The 19,924-nt window shown below is 43.8% G+C and carries 14 protein-coding genes; 7 read left to right on the top strand and 7 right to left on the bottom strand.

Annotated elements, in window-relative coordinates:
- Nucleotides 1–173 precede the first annotated feature (173 nt).
- The 3 genes from JGK16_RS21065 to JGK16_RS21055 form a co-directional block, all read right to left on the bottom strand.
- Entirely contained in the window at nucleotides 174–1,052 is an 879-nt protein-coding gene (locus JGK16_RS21065) for a sugar ABC transporter permease (protein ID WP_293178318.1), read from the bottom strand.
- Nucleotides 1,053–1,319: 267 nt separating this feature from the next.
- Nucleotides 1,320–2,783 (bottom strand): CIA30 family protein, encoded by a 1,464-nt coding sequence (locus JGK16_RS21060; RefSeq protein WP_293178321.1) that lies wholly within the window; start codon nucleotides 2,781–2,783, stop codon nucleotides 1,320–1,322.
- A 344-nt stretch (nucleotides 2,784–3,127) separates the two neighbouring features.
- Nucleotides 3,128–5,677, bottom strand: coding sequence for an ATP-binding protein (locus JGK16_RS21055; RefSeq protein ID WP_293178324.1), 2,550 nt, complete (start codon nucleotides 5,675–5,677; stop codon nucleotides 3,128–3,130).
- A 486-nt stretch (nucleotides 5,678–6,163) separates the two neighbouring features.
- Here JGK16_RS21055 and JGK16_RS21050 point away from each other — a divergent pair, with 486 nt between their 5' ends.
- Complete coding sequence (locus tag JGK16_RS21050) at nucleotides 6,164–6,559, top strand: hypothetical protein (RefSeq protein WP_293178327.1); 396 nt, start codon at nucleotides 6,164–6,166, stop codon at nucleotides 6,557–6,559.
- A gap of 166 nt (nucleotides 6,560–6,725) precedes the next feature.
- On the opposite strand, the gene JGK16_RS21045 is transcribed toward JGK16_RS21050, so the two are convergent.
- The 3 genes from JGK16_RS21045 to JGK16_RS21035 form a co-directional block, all read right to left on the bottom strand.
- Nucleotides 6,726–7,580, bottom strand: a complete 855-nt coding sequence (locus JGK16_RS21045; protein ID WP_293178330.1) for an Hpt domain-containing protein — start codon at nucleotides 7,578–7,580, stop codon at nucleotides 6,726–6,728.
- Between the two features lie 931 nt (nucleotides 7,581–8,511).
- A complete protein-coding gene (locus JGK16_RS21040; RefSeq protein ID WP_293178333.1) occupies nucleotides 8,512–9,057 on the bottom strand; it encodes a hypothetical protein in 546 nt (181 codons plus the stop codon).
- A gap of 306 nt (nucleotides 9,058–9,363) precedes the next feature.
- Nucleotides 9,364–10,278 (bottom strand): DMT family transporter, encoded by a 915-nt coding sequence (locus JGK16_RS21035; RefSeq protein WP_293178336.1) that lies wholly within the window; start codon nucleotides 10,276–10,278, stop codon nucleotides 9,364–9,366.
- 761 nt (nucleotides 10,279–11,039) lie between these two features.
- Between JGK16_RS21035 and JGK16_RS21030 the strand changes: the two genes are divergently transcribed.
- From JGK16_RS21030 to JGK16_RS21020, 3 genes are all read left to right on the top strand, one after another.
- A complete protein-coding gene (locus JGK16_RS21030; RefSeq protein ID WP_293192364.1) occupies nucleotides 11,040–11,246 on the top strand; it encodes a hypothetical protein in 207 nt (68 codons plus the stop codon).
- Nucleotides 11,203–14,682: an FG-GAP-like repeat-containing protein gene (locus JGK16_RS21025; protein WP_293192366.1), complete on the top strand. Its 3,480-nt coding sequence runs from the start codon at nucleotides 11,203–11,205 to the stop codon at nucleotides 14,680–14,682. Before JGK16_RS21030 ends, JGK16_RS21025 begins: the two co-directional genes overlap by 44 nt.
- 383 nt (nucleotides 14,683–15,065) lie before the next feature.
- Complete coding sequence (locus JGK16_RS21020) at nucleotides 15,066–15,869, top strand: SDR family oxidoreductase (RefSeq protein WP_293143801.1); 804 nt, start codon at nucleotides 15,066–15,068, stop codon at nucleotides 15,867–15,869.
- Nucleotides 15,870–16,506: 637 nt separating this feature from the next.
- Here the strand turns inward: JGK16_RS21020 and JGK16_RS21015 are convergent.
- Nucleotides 16,507–17,316 carry a calcium-binding protein gene (locus JGK16_RS21015; RefSeq protein ID WP_293193734.1) on the bottom strand — a complete coding sequence of 270 codons (810 nt, stop codon included), beginning with the start codon at nucleotides 17,314–17,316 and terminating at the stop codon, nucleotides 16,507–16,509.
- Nucleotides 17,317–17,424: 108 nt separating this feature from the next.
- Between JGK16_RS21015 and JGK16_RS21010 the strand changes: the two genes are divergently transcribed.
- The 3 genes from JGK16_RS21010 to JGK16_RS21000 all read left to right on the top strand — a co-directional run bounded on the left by JGK16_RS21010 (nucleotide 17,425) and on the right by JGK16_RS21000 (nucleotide 19,895).
- Nucleotides 17,425–18,405, top strand: coding sequence for an ATP-binding cassette domain-containing protein (locus JGK16_RS21010; protein ID WP_293186584.1), 981 nt, complete (start codon nucleotides 17,425–17,427; stop codon nucleotides 18,403–18,405).
- A gap of 151 nt (nucleotides 18,406–18,556) precedes the next feature.
- Complete coding sequence (locus JGK16_RS21005) at nucleotides 18,557–19,345, top strand: ABC-2 family transporter protein (RefSeq protein ID WP_293186585.1); 789 nt, start codon at nucleotides 18,557–18,559, stop codon at nucleotides 19,343–19,345.
- Nucleotides 19,346–19,529: 184 nt separating this feature from the next.
- A complete protein-coding gene (locus JGK16_RS21000) occupies nucleotides 19,530–19,895 on the top strand; it encodes a four helix bundle protein (RefSeq protein ID WP_293186586.1) in 366 nt (121 codons plus the stop codon).
- The last annotated feature ends 29 nt before the right edge of the window (nucleotides 19,896–19,924 follow it).

Below are 19,924 nucleotides of genomic sequence, written 5' to 3'. Positions count from 1 at the left end.
TTTAAGTCGATCGCACTTACGTATTCTTACTGATTAATACGTATTCTTACTGATTAAATTGTGTTTAATATAACATTTGCCGCGCCAAGGGTTTTAACAGCCTTCTTATCTTCTTCTCTCTTTCCTCTGTCAAGTCAACTGTCAACTGTCAACTGTCAACTGTCAACTGTCAACTAATCATTGCGAGTCAAACCCTGAAGGCTAACTTGCAAAACCGACAAACCCAAAATCAGCAAAAACAAAACTAGGGCGATCGTACAAGCATAACCAATTTCCAAATCCTTAAAAGCCCGTTCGTAAAGATAATAAACAACAGTCTTAGAACTATTGCGAGGGCCGCCCTGAGTCATAATATAAACTTCTTCAAAAACCTTAGTAGCAGAAATCGCCGAAATCACCGCCACCAAAACCAAATAAGGCTTCATCAGCGGCACAGTAATATCCCAGTGTTTCCGCAAACCTTCCGAACCATCAATCGCAGCGGCTTCATAAAGTTCTGCCGGAATAGATTGCAGCCCAGCTAAATAAATCACCATGTAATAACCTAAGCCTTTCCAGACAGTAACTGCCATCACGCTAAAAATTGCCACCTTCGGATTGGCCAGCCAAGAAACCGGAGGTAAACCCAACAATTCTCCGAACTGATTCAGCAATCCCGTCTCAGCAAACAGCCACTTCCAAGCAATCCCCGCGACAACCATCGAAATCACCGCCGGCGTGTAATATGCTGCGCGGAACCAGTTCATCCCCCGCAGCTTTTGATTGCACAAAATTGCCATTCCCAACGGTATAACAACCAATACAGGCACAACACAGATGAGATACAGCAGCGTATTGGTCAAAGTTTGCCAAAAAGTGCGATCGCGCCACAACCGCTCAAAATTCTTCAAACCCACCCACTGCGGCATTTGAGTTAAATCATATTCGTAACTCGTAAAACTCAAATAAAAAGCTTGTAAAGCAGGCCACAAAACAGTCAAAGTCAAAACAAACAAAGCCGGAAACAAAAACAAATAAGGCGTTGAATAGCGGCGGAAAAAATTCAAAGGCATAATAATTGGTAATTAGTCTTGGTTAATAATAAGACGGCGGTTGAAACCGCGTCTATACAAACGATGTCAGCCGGACGCCGACTGAAGAAAACAACATAATTCCATTCGCCGTCCGATCTTTTTCTTCAACCCGCGGAGGCGGGTTTTCCGTCTTCGATTCGCCGTCTTCGATTCGCCGTCTTCGATTCGCCGTCTTCGATTCGCCGTCTTCGATTCGCCGTCTTCGATTCGCCGTCTTCGATTCGCATTGCACCCTACAAACAATACCTATTTAAGCCCAGAAAACAAACCCTCCCAATCTCTCGGAGAACCAGGATTTTCCCCCTCTTTTACCTCAAAAGTCACCTTACAAGCCTGCGGTTGTTCCAAAGCTTGCACGCACAATTCCGCAATATCTTCCCGACTAACTTTACCCCGAATATTATCTCCTTGCTCGAAGATCAAAGCTTTGCCGCCCGGTTCCTCAGTCAAAGCACAAGGTCTGACAACAGTATAAGGTATGCCGCTCGATCGCACGCAATCCTCTCCTTTCAACTTCCAAGTCAAAATTCCCCCCAACATATCATTCATTCTGACAGCCGGCGGTTCATCTTCCAAGATAAGTCCTGGGCGGCCCGGGCGAGTAACTCCCGCCGAACTCACCATCACAAATCGCGGCAAAGTCTGGCCGCCATCAGCTTTAATAGATTCTAATTCCAGTTGAAAAACACCCGGTGTAAATTTCGGATTCAGCGCGCCGTCATATTCAAACTTGCTCAGCATTAACTGAAAAGAATAAATGCTGCTGGGATCGAATTTCGCGCCATCTTTCACAGTCTTCGCGCGGAATACTGGAATTAACTTATCGAAGGGAACTACGATCGTAATCCAGGTATTGTACACAGTATCGAACGAATAGCAATAGCCGATACCATCCCATTTAGCCTCGCTACGCACGATCAACTTGTAGCGCTTACCATCCCCTTTGACCCGGAGCAGGAGGCCGCTGAATCCTGCGAGATTGACCGGAGGATCGAAGTTGCGGGTGCGGACAGAAGCAAAGCCACCTGAGTTGGCAGTGGAAACATTGCCCGTGAATATAGCTGTACTGTCTGTAAGTACGATCGAACTTTCGCTAGTCCCGCCCATCACAACATCATCGAGAGCGCCCCAAGTTTCCTTTAAATCTTGGGTAGGTTTTGTGAAATCAAAAATGACTTTTTCGCCTGATTTAATGAGCTGACTGCGAACAGCTTGCACTAAATTATTCAGGCCTTTGTATTCGACAATTTCGGGAACATCCACAACTTCCGGCATATAAAACTTGATGCCTTGATAGTATTTTTCCCTGGTTGGCGTGTCTCCTTCTACAGGTTGAACTTTGGTACCCGTGCAGCAGATAACTGCATCTACGCCCTCAGTGACGCGCGGTGTTAGCGTCTCAGCGATAGTGATATCTCCCTCGACTAATTCGACATTTTTGCCAAGAATTTCGGTTGCTCTTTTGGTATCTCTGACGAGACAGCGGACTTGATATCCCCGCTGTTGCAGCCGCTTGACAACTCGCTTCCCGACGCCACCTGTCGCACCGGCTACCAGTACGAGTTTGGGTTTATCTTTTTTATTGTTGCTGCTGCTTCCGAACAGTTGTTGCAGCCAGCTAATGCTGCCAATGAAGGGAATCACGCCGAAATAAGCCAAGGTTTTGACAAATCTGCCGGCATCCCATTGGGCGGTATTTTTTTCAGTCACAGTCGCTTCCTCAGAGTTGGCTCAAATCTACTTATAGCAGTTGACAGTTGACAGTTGACAGTTGACAGTTATGGTATCCGAATCTAACCGTTTATAAAGCAAGGATTTTAGACTCTATTGATGAGTTCTTGAATGTCCTAACCAATGTGGCGGTTGCTATAGCTGCTTTTGTATTTTAATCTAATTTTCGATTTGTGCATTTTGTCGATAAGCGCACTTTTTTTCACTTCACCGAATAGCAGGGGTTGGAAGTCCCAGCATGAAGGCAGATTATTATAAGAACGGAGTTTAAATCTCCGTTCTTATCGCTTCGCTGTCAACTGTCAACTGTCAACTGTCAACTGTCAACTGTTTAAAATCGGTTTGAGATGAGTTTGGCTCAAGGGAATCTCAATAATCAACTCGGTTCCCTCTCCGGGGGCTGAAATACAGCTCAATTTGCCGCCGTGTTGTTCCACCACAATTTCGCTGCCAATCGCCAAACCTATCCCCGCACCTTTCCCTACCGGTTTTGTGGTAAAAAACGGCTCAAATATTTTCTGTCTAACTGTTTCTTCCATACCCCAAGCATTGTCCTTAATCCGAACTGCTACGGCTGTTTCTCCCGGACAAACTTCAGTCACGATCCGAATTTGTCCGCTCTTGGCTGTCTCTGCTTCGTGCCAAGAGTGCGGCGATAAATTTTTGTTGACAAAGGCATCTTCTAAAGCATCAAGTGCATTTGTCAGCACATTCATAAATACTTGGTTGATTTGAACTGGGTAACACTCAACCAACGGTAGAGAGCCATATTCTTTGTTGAGATGAATTGCAGGGCGATGGTACTGCGTACCTGCTACGCTAACGGGCTTCGGTTTGAATCGGTTGCTCAAAATCAGCAAAGCACTGTCCAATCCGTCGTGAATGTCAACTTCTTTAATCTCTGCTTCGTCAATTCTAGAGAAATTTCGCAGCGACTGAACTATCTCGCGGATGCGGTTAGCTCCTACTTTCATTGAACCCAGCAACCTCGGCAAGTCTTCAACTATAAACTCTAATTCTGCTCCTTCTATTTCTGCTTGAATTTCTGGCGAAGGCGACGGATAGTGCTGCTCGTAAAGCTGCAATAAATCGATCATTTTTTGACTGTATTCGTCGGCATAGTTAAGATTTCCGTATATGAAGTTAATCGGGTTAGTCACTTCATAGGCTACCGCCGCCACCAACTGTCCCAAACTTGACATTCTTTCGCTTTGCACCAATTGAGTTTGCGTTCGCTGAAGCTCGTACATCGCTGTTTTTAAATGCTCGCTTTTTTCGCGTTCTCTGGCGATTGAGGCTTCTAGTGCTCTATTTAATTTTTCGAGTTTTTTGGTTTGGCGCAGCACTATATTGATTATTGCTTTTTTTAGTTCCAATGCAGCGTCTATTTCGCATTGCTTCCACGGCAAAGATTTGCACCTCACATTTTCTTTCCACAGCTCGAAGGATTTCCTAGGAGACAGTCTGTGGCTGCCATCTTCATCTATTAGAACTGCTTTGTTGGGGTTCCCTGCCCAATTTACGGTCTTAATTACTTCCGGGCGAAACCACAAGACGTATATTTTCTGACTCGGCGATATTGCTATTGCCAAACACCCGCTAGCCGTGTTTTTAAATTCCTCAGCTTCTGGATAGCATTTAGTCAGCGAGTCTGTATAAAAAATTTCTTTTTTTAGGCTGTTTTGCACCCACTGAGTTAAGGATTTAAGCGCTTCTCCGTGAGGTGTTTCCCCGACTCGATAGCAATTTTCTCCAAATACTATTGATGCTCCCTGGGCGTTGACTGCTTCCAGCAAATTATGCTGGCATTTAACTAACACTTCTGACAAGTTTTCGGAGGTAGATATGTCTTCAAAAATCTGGGCTTGAATAGATTTTAAGTGTAGTTTGTAGTCGTAGTCTTCGTTGGCTTCTTTTGATTGCAATTCTAAGGACATTACTTGCCCGATAAACTCGCAAGCGGCTCGCACTTCATGGTTGAGGTATTTTGGTGTATAGTTATGGCCAACAATCAATCCCCACAGTTGTTGATCTTTGATTAAAGAGATTGATAAAGTAGCGGCAACGCCCATATTTTGCAGGTATTCTATGTGAATGGGAGACACGCTTCTCAACACGCTGAGACTGAGGTCTAGGGACTGCTTCGTAACAGAATTTTTTTCGGGAATGATGCGAACTGGTTGATAATTAATATCTGGTATTAACCTCAACCAATTTAACAAATACAGTTTTTTGGCTTGTTTGGGAATATCTGATTTGGGGTAGTTTAAGCCCAGGAATGGACTCAGGTTTTCTAGTTTGTCTTCAGCCATTATAGCACCGTTACCTTCTGCGTCAAATTGATAGGTCATAACTCTATCAAATCCCGAAATCTTCCGGATTTCTCCCACAGTCTGCTGACATAATTCTTTGAGATTTTTGGCGCTTTGAATTTGGCTGACTGTGGATCTGACTGAATGATAAAAGCTAAAAACGGAAAGATTTTCTGTGGTGGTTGCTAATTCTAGCTCAATTATCAAAATTCCTTGTTGTCGGTGGAGGATGCAGTCAAATTCTAAAAACTTGTCTGCTTTGTTGACAGAGAGTTTAATGGGATTGACGGTTTTTAAGTTTTCGTTCTGCAAACAGGAATTGAGTTTTTCTAACTGAACTCTATCGAAGAATAAGCTCAAATCTTGACCGATCGCACTTTTGGCATCGACTCCCAATAAATCTTGCGTATTTTCACTGACTTGCAGTATTTCTAGTTGAGGTTCTCGTACAACCACGAGAATCCCGTGAGGCTGAATGTGCCCCGATATGTGAATGGGTTCTGTGTCGCAGTTTGTCAAGTCAACTTCTGCGAGTGCTGGGATTGTGCTTTGTCGATCCATTGTCTCTATTTTCCGCTGTAAAATTTCGAGAGGGTTCTATCGATTTTAGATTTGATCTCAAATTTGCTTTTCAATAATCTCATATTGTTCGATCGCATAATGGCCTGATCCCTTGACCGACACTAACAAGGCATTATCCGAAAATCAGCGAATCGAAAATGATGGAGTCGAAAATTAGCCTACCGTTGTGTTGCTGCTAGACTGGCGCGAGCATTCTGGTTTTTTTTACGAACTGAGCTATTCTATTCGAGCGATCCCCGATATTAATTATCGCAGCAATTGTTCCCATTCTTCAAGTCGTTTTAATGTTTTTCCACAATTTTAATATTTGTGGTAATATTTTACCATCATAAAAAAGGGGAGATAAATGTGTCTTCAGACCGGCCGACTAACGAAAAGATTAAGTTAAGGTAAGGGTGACAAGACTTGAAAGTAAAGTCGCGTTAAGCTTTTGAAGTATATCCAACAGGCCCGACAATTATACTGATGCTCGACTTCAATACAGTTACTGAGTTTTCTCATACCCACTGCATAGCTATCTGTGCCTTTTTAGTTCCGGCAAACTTGCTGACTACTTTGCAGACAGGGATTTTGACAGGACTAAACCGACCTCGAATGCAAGTTTGGGCGTCTGTGGCTGTGGCCAGCCTTTGGGCTACAGCAATGATCTTTCACGTTTTTACCTGGTTCGCGATCGGAGTAGTAATGCCTCCGACATACATCTTGTTAGCTATGGCGATCGCTTGTCTGGCTATCAATATCTGGGCAGTGGGACATCCTGCGAGCATGATGCAATTAATTAGAGTTGCGGTATCAGCTTTTAGGGAAGTTTTAGAAGAAGGAAGAAGGAAGAAGTCAAGCGTGAAGTCGGAAGTTCGGTAACGGATTTTCTAACGGGTGTAACGAATAAAATTTTAGCGATCTAGGAAATAAGGAAGCAGAAAGAAATTGGCATCTGGCCGTCTGAAAGATGTCTGGGAGAATATTAGTTTTTACTAATCTGTTCCCTCGTTCCACCTATTAGTTCTGAGTCGTGATTTTATAACCCTTATTCCGGTTCGCGATCGCGACAGTCTTCATCTTCCGGGCCGCGGGGATGGATCGTGCAGTTGAGGAGGTGCCCGCCATCGCTTCTGCCATAATAGTAGCGACATCCCGTGCAAATTGCCGGAGGTTCGATCGCACTTTGGTAAACCGGATAATCCATAGCCAGCAGTGAGAAGTCGCGCTGCGTCTGAACAGTCCCGATAATAGCGCCTGAAAGTTCCACAGCTTGGCGGATGTTTTCGATCCTGGTGTAAGGTGGCAGGTAAATGTCAATATAAAGGCGTATGCCATCGCCTTCGTACTCCTGGCGGGTAATATTGCCTCCGAGCAAACCGACGCGCGACGTAATGGCGGAGGAAAATTCCCCAGCCAAGGTGCAGTAACCGCAGAAAAGGTGAATGTGTTCGTCGGTTACTGCTCTCACACTCAGGCGAGTAGGAATCAGCACTCTCAGGTAAGCGTCGAGCTCGTCAAAAATCGGTTCGGCGAGGGACAGCATCTGGTTTGCGTCTTCGTGGTTGAGCCCAAAACCCTTAGAAACCTTGGAGACGAGGGCTGCTAAAATATCAAAAACTTGGGTTAACAGCGATTGCAGCCTGCTATCAATGGCGATCGGACATTCTCTGAGCAGTTTTAAATAATCTTCCAAACGATGGGCTACGCGCTGAATGCTGCTAAATCCCAACATAGCTGCTCCCCCTTTAACTGAGTGCGAGGCTCGGATGAGCTGGTGTATCCTTTGGGGAGTTTGCACGGTGTTTTGCAGGCCCTGCAAGCCTTGTTCCATGATTTGAAGGTGTTCTGTGGCTTCTTCTAGAAAGTAGCCGATGATGCGCTGTAGTTGTTCTGGTAGCATAATTTTATTCTCCGAAAGGCACCCTAATTGCAGAAAGCAGAAAGCAGAAACTAAAAATGCTGAGATTTTTTACTTTTGAGTCAATATTTAACCCAGAGGTGATATAAAACCGGCGTTGCACGGGACACAATACCGCAGTGCGAGCGAAAAGCGCTAGACTCGGAAAGTTAGGATGCCGATGCAAGTGGAAACCAGATTATTTGTCCTTGATATCTATCCTGCCTCACAATAACGGCGGTGGCAAATATCGAACCAAAGAGGCTTCTGATTGCCCACATTTTTTAACGTGCTAATTTTCTCAACAAGCAAATTCCGCAACTCCGATTCTATCGTTGTTGATGGTTGGTTATTATCAATAGCTCTTAACTAATGACAACAAATTGACGATCGAATACCAAGAATTTCTGCATGTGGTACCCGCCACGTGATTTATCCGTGGAATCAATCCCAAATCGAAAATCTAAAATCCTCTATTCCCCCGAATTTATCCGTGGGGTTAATCTAAAATCTAAAATCTAAAATCTAAAATCTAAAATCTAAAATCTAAAATCTAAAATCTAAAATCTAAAATCTAAAATCTAAAATCTAAAATCGATTGACTCTCGGTGCGTAAGTTCTAGGAATATGTCATTTAACAGTGTAACGGTGATTTTTTGAGAAGTTTAACTTTTAATTTAATAGATATCTTCAATAACGATTATTGTAGGGTAGGCATGGAGCCTGCCCGAGAGTTTCTGTTTTGGAGAAGTCTATGACAATCGCTTGCGAGTTTGAACAAGCGATCGCCCTTTTTGGCACGAGATATATAGTTTGACTGCGTAAGTCCCGATCGCATTAGGATCGCGAATTAAATAATTAAATAATTTACACAAGTTTGTGGGATGGGTTCTGGGCCCATCCCACAACAACCATAAAAATGGTACCTTTTTTCCTATTTAGCGACTGTTGCACCGACTTTGGCTGCGATCGCAGCTAAAGCCTTGCCGTTGCCTTGTAGAAGCGTGTTATTTTTCTGCACCATGCTGCCACTCAGTTCTGGGGGAGCGGGCAGTTTAACGCCTAATTTTTCAGCGATCGCGCGGACAATTTGTCTATTACCCAACAATAATTTGTGGTTTTCTGTCGCTAAGTCACCGCTCCCTGGGCCTGCTACGCTGGGTACAGTTGCGCCTACTTTGGTAGCGATACTGGTAAAAATAGCTCTGTTTTGCAAGATTAGCTGTTGGTTAACTTGCAAAGGATTGCTACCCGATGGTGCTGCGTCCTTGCTAGCTGCTGCGCCTACTTTAGCAGCAATATTCTTAGCTGTTTGACCATTTTTCACTAGCAAATCCCGATTTTGCTGTATGAGTGTTTGTTCGTTGGCTTGGGTAATAATTGTATTGTTAATAGTAGGTGGTTGAACTAATTGACCAGAGCTTCCCAATAATCCAGATGCCAATAAAGTAGCAGTGAAACCAACAATTAATTTAGACATTTTTTCTTTCCTCGATATGTTTTTTTTGACAAGCAGTTTTTTTACTGCGTCATCTACCAAAAGAAACATATCAAGACTTTTTTGAGCAGTTTGTCACGAATGTTACATTTTGTAACAAACTTATGCAAAAAGTGCAACGTCTAATTGCAATTTTTACAATTACAGACAGAAAGTAGGTTTTTATAGCAGTTGACAGTTGATAGTTGACAGTTGACAGTTGACAGTTGACAGTTGACAGTTGACGGTTGACGGTTGACGGTTGATCGGCGAAGATATTTGCTATCTTTTTTGCTTTTAACTTATTCACTAGGATTTTTGGGTTCCGAAAGTGGCGGCGGCTACACCGAAGAGGAGTACCGCAGCACCTGCGAGTACGGCTGGCGCAGGCATTTCGCCGAACACCAAATAACCCAAACAACTCGCCCCAACGGGTTCAAACAAGATGGCAAGAGTTACCAGAGTTGGGGAAATTTGCGCTACAGCCCAGTTTAAAATGGTGTGACCTACTAATTGAGGCAAGGCGGCGGTTAATAAAATGTAAAAATATACGATGTTTGGATAACCGGTATAACTGGTACCGAAGGCGAGGGGTAGAGGTAGCAGGACGATCGCAGCAACAGTATAGGCGATCGCGATATAACCGCCAATTCCCAATCCCCGCCGTTGAGCTTCCCGGCCTAGCAACAGATACAAACTGACAGCCCAGGAACCTGTCAGAGCAAGGAAATCGCCGAATAATTGAGTGTTGCCGCCCTTGGCTGCGCCTGTGCTTCCGAGGGCGATCGCCATTCCGCCAGCAAGGGCTATAGTAATGCCTGCGATCGACATTTTGCTGAGTTTTTCGCCAAACCAGAAGCGGGATAACAGCGCTACCCAGACGGGATTTGTGGTGACGAGGGCTGTGGAAGCTGCGATCGAAGTATAAGACAGTGAGGTAATCCAGAGAGCAAAGTGCAGGGCGAGACACAAACCAGCCGCCGCAGCATAGCGCCGAGCTCCGGGTTGTAGGGTTTTCCACTGAATTTTCGGCCAAGCTGGAAGCAGAATTAAGGCGGATAAAGTCAAGCGAGAAGCGGCGAGTACGAGGCTGAAACCGAGGCCGCCCGCGCCTGCTTTCAGGTTGGCTAGCCGGATTAAGATTGAGGCGGTTGAGACTGCTAATACGCCGATCGTTAAGATAAGGGCGATCGACCAATTCGACGGTTTTTGCGGAATATTCATTTAAATTTCCATGAGATTATTTATTTTGAGAGCGCCCCAAGCAGTCTATGGTGTCGTTGCGGGCGATCGTATTTTGACAAAAATAATCTTTATTAACTCAAAATCATGAATTTAATCAACTAGATTGATTAAATTTATAAATATACTTTAAAAATATAGCCCTTCTCAGATAGGTGAGGTACGTTGTTGGGCTTCAGCCCTCTTGGTTTAAGCGGTTATATAAGCTGTCAATAAATGCTATAGCTGATTTTATCATCTTAAATACAACATTTTATCCGCAAAGTATTAGACATATTATAAAAATATCTAGAAACTGGCAAGATGCCAGTTCCACAGAAAAAGATATTTTTGTAAAAGATATTTTTGTAAAAGATATTTTTGTGGAATGGGCATCTTGCCCGTTCCAAAATTTGATTATAAAAACTTTTCCAAGATATATATTTGATAGTTTCAAACTAGATAAATCAGAATTAGCGCGAGTAATTAGTAAAAATTTATCTGAAATTTTTTATCAGAGAGCGCACAAACTATTTGAGATCGGAAAACTTGTAGCCCTTACATTATACATATTGTCCAGGAATTGTAACATAATTTTACAAATATGACTTTTATGACTTTTATGAACTCAAAGTCATGACTTTTATGAATTGACTTAAAAAAATACTTGTTTTAGCATCTTAAGTACGAAAAATGAAACTGGTAAGAACTTCTCATTCATTTTTAACATAGCTCAAACCAAAAATAAATCAGGAGAATCAACTATGGCTAGCCCATTCAAAGTAACAGAATTCGATTCAGGTAGATATATTACAAATGTCACCGCAGGAAAATTTAACGGCGACTCAACAACAGATTTAGCAACCATGGATTTGCTATCGACTCAAATTGGCATTTTGCCAGGAGACGGTACAGGTAAATTCAGCATTGGTAGCTACACCTCTACGGGAGAATTCCCCCTACGACTTTAGCAGCGCAGATTTCAATGGTGACGGCAAAACAGACTTATTAGCCACTACTTACACTACTGGCAAAATTGGAATTTTGTGGGGAGACGGTAAAGGCAGCTTTACTTCTTACACCAACTTTGAAGTGGGAGTACCATTTAATGTCATCTATCCGATCGACTTCAACGGTGACGGCAAAGTCGATTTAGCCCCCGTAGACTATACGAATAACAAAATTTTCGTCCTCTTGGGAGACGGTACGGGTAAGTTTAGCAAAGCCCAGGCTATTGATATCACAACAGATATCTCTTCCATCGCTTGGGCAGACGTAAACGGAGACGGCAAAATAGACTTAACCACTGTCAGTCAATACTCAACAAATATTTCCGTAAAATTGGGAGATGGTACTGGAAAATTTGGCAAATCTACCAATTTTAATCTAGGGAAATATCCCACCACAATTACAGCGGGAGATATCAACGGAGACGGCAAAACCGACATCGTATCAGCCAACTACTATTCCGACGACATTTCCATACTGTTTGGAGACGGGAAAGGCAATTTTGGCACAGCAACCAGCTTTTTCGGAGGAATCGGCCCTTCGTCAATTCAAGTATTAGACTTTAATGCTGATAGCAAAAATGATTTAGTAGTCGGAGATTTGCTCTCAAACTTTATTTTGTGGGGAGACAACACTGGCAAATTCAACACTTATACCGACATTCCTTGGACGGGATTTAATCCTGTATATGCCGACTTTAATGGAGATAAAAAACCTGACATTGCCGGCAACTATCTTGGCAATGTAAGAATTTTAATCAACGATACCAGTCCCCTTACCGACACATCAAAACCAGCACCTACGCCCACTCCCGCCCCGACTCCAACACCGCCACCACCGCCAACACCTGGAACATCTGCTGGTTTTACAATCACTCCGATATCGGGATTAAAAACTACAGAAGCAGGGGGAACGGCAACATTTACCGTCAAACTCAATAGCAAGCCAACTGCTACTGTAGCCCTAGGTTTAAGTAGTTCCGATAAAACAGAAGGAACAGTCTCTCCAGCTTCTCTGAATTTCAATCCTACCAATTGGGAGACTCCGCAAACTGTAACGGTAACAGGAGTTGACGACAAGGTAAATGACGGCGATAAAATTTACACAATCATTACCCAACCCGCTGTTAGTGCTGACAAAAAATACGACAAACTAAATCCGTCTGATATCACCCTCACTAATACCGCCAGCATTACTCCAACTCCAACTACAATTCCTCCAACTCCAACTACAATTCCTCCAACTCCAACTACAATTCCTCCAACTCCAACTCCACCAAAACCAATTCCAATTCCAATTACTACTCCAACACCTGGTGGAATCACCGTCAGCCCAACAACCGGATTAAAAACCACAGAATCAGGCGACAGTGACTCATTTACGGTCAAACTCAATAGCCAACCCACCGCTAATGTCAGCATCGGCTTAAGTAGTTCCAATACAGTAGAAGGAACTATTTCCCCAGCCTCTCTCACCTTCACTCCTACCGATTGGAATCAAGCCCAAAAAGTCATAGTAAAAGGTGTTGATGACAAGATAGTAGATGACGATAAAAAATACACAATTGTCACCGCCCCTGCTGTCAGCACCGATCCAAAATACAACAACCTCAATGCAGAGGATGTCAGCGTCACCAACGCCGAAACTAACCGCCCACCCGTGTTAAACAAAAGCAAGGAAACTACTCCCTGGTACTACGACAGCCCGATAGTTAAAAAATCATCCAAATTTGAGTTTACGGTTCCCGAAAAGGCATTTATAGACCCAGATTCTGGTGACAAGTTAACTTACTCAGCCACTTTAGAAAACGGTCAACCTTTACCGAGTTGGATTACTTTTAATCCTACTACCCGTACTTTCAGTGGCGACATTACTAAAGGGAGGTCTCTGGATATTAAGTTGACCGCAACCGACACTTCCGGTGCGAGTGCGAGCGATTTTATCAAGTTAGTAGTCACTAAAAATGGTGTGGTTGTTGATGGTTATATTGCGGGTGCGACTATCTTCTTTGATGCCAACAAAAATGGAGTCAAAGATGCTAGCGAACCATTTTCGACGACTGATGCTAAAGGGGAATACGAACTCGATATCCCGGACAGTTTTGATACGAACAAAAATGGCAATTTTGACCCTGAAGAAGGTAATTTAGTTGCTTTTGGGGGGACGGATGTTTCGACGGGCTTGCCACTGACAACTCCTGTTTCAGCACCGATAGATTCCACTGTTGTCACGCTATTAACTACTTTAGTTACTGATTTGACGGCTGGGGGAATGTCGCAGACTGAAGCTGAGTCAAAGGTTAAATCTACTCTGTCTATTCCTGCGGGAGTTGATTTACTGGACTTAGATCCGATCGCATCTACGGCCAAAAATGAGCCTGGTGGTGTCGAAACTCTAGTCGCGATGACAAAAGTCCAAAACGTCGTCACCCAAACCACGAGCTTAATAGACGGTGCATCTGGGGCGGATAATGGTGCAATTACCAAAGCTGTTGTTGCAGCAATTAACAGTAAAATTAAATCCGGCGGTTCCCTGGATTTGACGGATGCAGCACAGGTAGAAGGCATTATCCAGCAATCTATTGCTAACGTCAAACAAGTTGATAGCAATCTCGACGCTGAAAAACTTTCCAAAATTTCCTCGCAAGCAGCGAAGGTAATGGTTGAGGCTAATCAGCAGATAGATCAGGTGAAATCTAACTCTTCACCTGAGTCTATTGCCTCGGAAATTGCCAAAGTTCAAAAGGTGGCTTTAGGTGAAAGTGCGATCAAACTGGAAGCAGTCGGTGTTGCGATTCTCACAGGCGATGTTAACCCTTCCACAACTTCTACTACACTTCTCGGTTTTGAGGGCAAAAATCTGGTAGGTACTGATGATAACGATACTTTACTAGGTGCTAGCGGTAACGATTTCATCAGTGGCAGAAAAGGCAGTGATTCCCTCGATGGTGGTGCCGGCGATGACAGCATTTACGGTGGCAAGGGACTCGATACGCTGACAGGTAACAGTGGCGATGATATCCTATTTGGAGGCCGTGGTGCTGACAGTTTGGATGGCGGTGCAGGCAATGACAGCTTGTATGGCGGCAAGGGAGATGATACTTTGCTTGGTGGTTTGGGAGATGATTTCCTGAGTGGTGAAAAGGGCAATGATTTTCTAATCGGCGGAGAAGGTAGCGATCGCTTTTTGTTAAATCTAGATAGTGGTATCGATACGATCGCGAATTTTGACACTGATAGCGATAAGATTATCCTTGGCAATGGCTTGAGCTTCGGACAGTTAGACATTACCCAGACTGCTAGTGGAAATGCGATCAAAATTGCTGCGACAGGCTCAGTGTTGGCAAATGTCAGTGGAGTCACCGGGCTGCTGCGAGCAAATGATTTTGTGGTGATTTAAAAGAGTGTTGACAGTTGACAGTTGACAGTTGACAGTTGATAGTTAACAACAACCGCAAGCATCTCATTTTTGTAAAAAGCATTTTTTCTTTGATTGAGTGCGAGCGTCCCCGCTCGCATATTGTACAATACGCGAGCGGGGACTATAAAAACTGAGATGCTCCCACAGCAACCTCTACCTGGAAGGAAGAGGATTGGAGTAATGAATCGTCTTCTGTTAATTTCTCCCTAAAACGAAGAGGCTTTCAACCAATTATTTCTGGTAATCAGCCGAGGGTAGGGGCTGGGGGCGAGATCCTCGGGCCCCACCTTTTTAATAAAAAAATGTGTAACAATCAATAAATCTCGCAGTTAACACTGAAAACTCCCAATTTAAAACTATCTATGGCTCCTACAGTTTTGATTACAGGCGCTTCTCAAGGAAGTGGCAAGGCAACGGCACTGTTATTTGCCCGTCAGGGTTACGATGTGGTGATGGTGGCTCGGGAGCCGGAAAGATTGGCAGCAGCAGCGGCTCAGGTGCAGCGTGAAGGCACTTCGGCTGTCGCGATTGCGGGGGATGTTGGTGACATTCAACAAGTGCGGGCGATCGTCCAAAAAGCCCTGGATACCTGCGGAAACATTGATGTTTTGGTGAATAATGCTGGAATTTGTCTCGCAGGGGCGATCGAGCAAACCACCTCCGAAGATTGGCAGCAATTAATGAATACCAATTTTTGGGGCTGCGTTAACACAATTCAAGAACTTTTGCCACATTTTCTCGATCGCAAAACGGGTACAATCGTCAATGTTGGTTCCATTGGTGGCAAAATGCCCTTACCTCAAATGACTGCATATTGTGCCAGTAAGTATGCAGTAACGGGTTTGACAGAAACTTTGCGATTGGAATTGGCGCCCCAAGGAATTCATGTTTGCGCCGTACATCCGGGTTTGATCAACAGCGATTTTTTGGAAAGAGCTCAATTTCGCGATCGAGACGAGCCCGCAGTCGAATTGCGCCGCCAACAAATGAGTGAAATGCTGAAATCTGACTGGGCAAATCAGCCGGAAGATATTGCTAAAGCTATCTGGGATGCAGTGAAGAATCAGCGTGCAGAAGTCACAGTCGGCCCTGCTTTCTTGGCATCGGAAGCCTATCGCTTATTCCCCGGTTTGATGCAGTGGGCAATGGAAAAGGGCAAGTTATAATTAGTCAGTAGTCATTATTAGTATGGCAGGGTAAATTTATTGTCGTCAGACAAATTAGGTACGTAGTTGCGCTTCAGCGCTCTTTGCTTATATATATAAAGAGCGAAAAATTAGGTACGTAGTTGCGCTTCAGCGCTCTTTCCGAATATATATAAAAAACGAAAAATTAGGTACGTAGTTGCGCTTCAGGTACGTAGTTGCGCTTCAGCGCTCTTTCCGAATATATATAAAAAACGAAAAATTAGGTACGTAGTTGCGCTTCAGCGCTCTTTCCGAATATATATAAAGAGCGCTGAAGCGCAACAACGTACCTTGATCCAATCTTTGTCGAGCAAACAAACTCAACCTCAAATATTGTACCAAGAATTCTTCTATAATTGGTATTATTAGTAGACGAGCAATTGCATTCATTTCCAGCGAGCAGAAAATCATCTGCGGTTTATGTATCAAAGTCAGATTTATTTAATTCAAGTCTAATAAGGTGCATATAGCATTTATCAGAAAGATGAGGTATGACTGTAAATGGAGTTTTTGATGCGACCTCGCTTACTATATCATAAATACTAAGAGGGCCCAAGCCCAACAACGTACCTCATCTTTCTAATAAGGTGCGTATTTCGCACCCTACACCTACAGATTAAAGCAGAGAACTAGCATTAATCAAACGCCCGTTTAAATCTGCCGGAGTCACATTCAACACAGTCCCCAACAAAGCATTAGTAAAACCGAATCTAATATTAGTAGCTTCCACACGCCCATTACGATCGGGATCGAGACTTTGCTGCGAGATGCCGCCCTTGGCTAACAAACTCGTTCCCCCCGAGATACTTCCTGGATCGAGTAACAGTAGTCTCGGATCGTTTAAACTATAACTCACTTGTTCAAAAGTGATATTGCTGCTGGTGAATGCCGTACTAATTCCGATTGAATCGCTAGACTTATCAAAATCGATAATTACGGCGTCAGGAACTTCATTTCCAACTAATCTAAGTCCAGCTTGATCGACTCTCAAAACAAAGACATCGTTGCCCGCACCTCCTTTGTAAACATCCACATCTCTGTCGCCAATTAAAGTATCGTTGCCGTCACCACCGACTAACAAATCAACACCTTGCCCCCCGCGCAGCAAATCATTTCCCACGCCGCCATCAACGAAATCACTATTTTTATCTCCCGTCAAGAAATCGTTTCCAGCTTCTCCCAAAACATCGTCATCAGCTTTGCCGCCGTAAATAGAATCATCGCCGGCACCGCCAAACAGACTGTCTTTACCATCGTTGCCGAAAATCCTTTCTGCATCTGACGCGCCCCTGACAGTATCATTGCCGCCCAGCATCCAAACTCCCCCAGGAAAACTGGCAAGTTGTCCCGGTGCAAGTGTAATATTTTCAGCAGTATTGTCTCCTACCAAGCGAGGGATGCCAGAATTATCGGGGGTGAGTACCATAGTTGTAAATTTTGTGCGATGTGATAATGGATATCTTGTAATATTCTACAGCTTGGCACAACCCGATCGCGCGATCGCACATTAAAATAAAAGTTAAAACTAGAGCCAATGCCAATTATCTTAGTTAAAGACTTAAGCAAAGTTTATCCCGTAGCGATTAAGGAACCGGGACTGAAAGGAACCATGCAGCACTTTTTTAAGCGCACTTACCGCAATATCAAAGCAGTTGAGGGCGTTTCTTTCAGTATCGAACCTGGTGAAGTGGTGGGGTTTCTCGGCGCTAACGGTGCGGGCAAAACTACGACGCTGAAAATGTTGACTGGTTTGATTTACCCGTCTGATGGTACTGTCACTGTGTGCGATCGTACTCCTTTCCGCCGCGAAGCAGCTTTTCTGCAAAGAATCACCTTAGTTATGGGGCAGAAACAGCAGTTAATTTGGGATTTACCCGTACTCGACTCTCTGCGAATCAATGCCGCAGTCTACGGCATTCCCGATCGAGATTACCGACAGCGAATTGGAGAATTGACAGAAATGCTGTCACTAGAAGGCAAATTAAATCAGGCGGTACGCAAGCTGTCTTTAGGCGAGCGAATGAAAGCGGAATTGATGGCCGCGCTGCTACACCAACCGGAGGTATTATTTTTAGATGAACCGACTTTAGGTTTGGATATCAACGCACAGTTTAGTGTCAGGCAATTTCTGCGAGAATATAACGAGCGCTATCAAGCAACTGTGCTTTTGACAAGTCACTATATGGCTGACATTACGGCTTTATGCAAGCGTGTTTTGTTAATCCATGAAGGGCAATTAGTTTATGATGGCAGTTTGGACGGATTGCTCGACAGGTTTGCACCTTACCGAGAAGTCCAGGTAAAATTAGCCGAACCGCTAGCAAAAGATAGCGCTTTTGCTTACGGCGAGGTAGAATCTATTGAAGGTAATTCAGTCCGGTTTTTGGTCAAAAGGGAGGAGCTGACGGCGAGCGTGTCGAAGATTTTAGCCCAGTTGGAAGTGATAGATTTGACTGTCACAGATCCGCCAATTGAAGAGGTAATCGGTCGAGTTTTTCGCACGGGAAAAGTGTAGAGTTCCCCCAGATTACCTAAAAAGCAAGGTGTTTTATTCTCAAGATAAAGATAGGTACGTTGTTGGGCTTCAGCCCTCTTTCTATATACGCCGAAAGAGGGCTAAAGCCCAACAACGTACCTTTACCTATAATTTTTTTAGTGAGATTGATATGAAAAGAATCATCAGAATTGCTAAAACTTTGCTACTGACTTACTACGCTTATATGCTCGAATACCGGGCAGAATTGTTTTTGTGGGCCCTGTCGGGAGCTTTGCCGTTTATCTTGATGGGCGTGTGGATGCAAGCATCAGAAAGTGGTCAGTTTGGGCTAAAGGCGATCGACTTTGCCCGTTACTTTTTGGCAGCTTTCATTGTCCGACAAACTAATGTTGTTTGGGTGATTTGGGAGTTTGAAAAAGAAGTAGTCCAAGGCAAGTTATCTAATAGATTGTTGCAGCCTCTAGATCCAGTATGGCATCACTTCGCATCTCATGTTTCCGAAAGGTTTGCGAGGCTACCTTTTGTATTCGGATTAGTGCTGCTGTTTTTTGCACTTTACCCACAGTCTTTTTGGGTGCCGAGTTTGGGCAGGTTTTTGCTGTTTTCCTTGGTTGTCGTCTTGGCTTTTTGCTTGCGGTTCCTGATCCAGTATACCTTTGCGCTGTTTGCTTTTTGGATAGAGCGCGCAAGTGCGATCGAGCAATTTTGGTTCTTGATTTACCTGTTTTTATCGGGAATTATCGCACCGTTAGAAGTGTTTCCCCCAGCAGTGCGCGCAGTGGTTTTGTGGACTCCGTTTCCTTATTTGATTCATTTTCCTGCTTCAATTTTGATCGGATTGCCCGTTGATGTTGGCCGTGGTTTGTTGGTGATGCTGGGTTGGGGTGTGGTGTTTTTTGTGTGGAATCGCTGGCTGTGGCGGCAGGGTTTAAAACAGTATTCCGGTATGGGAGCTTAAACAGTTGACAGTTGACAGTTGACAGTTGACAGTGAAGAATTGACAGTTGACAGTTGGCAATTGACAGTTGAGAGGGGACTATTGACAGTTGACACTTGACAGTTCATAGTGGATATTTAGCGAACAATCTCGGGCACTATCAACTATCAACTATCAACTGTCAACTATCAACTATCAACTGTCAATGACTGATAACTCACCACTCAAAAATAAATCTTTTGCGTTTGCCGTCCGAACGGTAAACCTATATAAATACTTGTTTTTCAATAAAAAAGAATATGTATTGTCAAAACAACTACTACGATCTGGAACAGCTATCGGTGCATTAGTTAGAGAAGCAGAACAAGCAGAAAGCAAAGCCGATTTTATTCATAAACTAGCGATAGCCCTCAAAGAAGCCCACGAAACTGAATACTGGATATTGCTACTTCGAGAAACCGATTATCTCACCCCAAAAGAAAGCGAATCAATCTTAAACGACCTAAAAGAACTCCTAAAACTACTAACCAGCATCATCAAAACAACCAAACAAAAACTCAATGACAGTTGACAGTGAGCAGAGGGACTGTTGACAGTGAA

This window comes from Microcoleus sp. PH2017_09_SFU_O_A, from assembly GCF_020738625.1.
Taxonomy (GTDB): domain Bacteria; phylum Cyanobacteriota; class Cyanobacteriia; order Cyanobacteriales; family Microcoleaceae; genus Microcoleus.
Note: the sequence above shows the minus strand (reverse complement) of the source record. Positions and strands in the feature narration are given on the sequence as shown.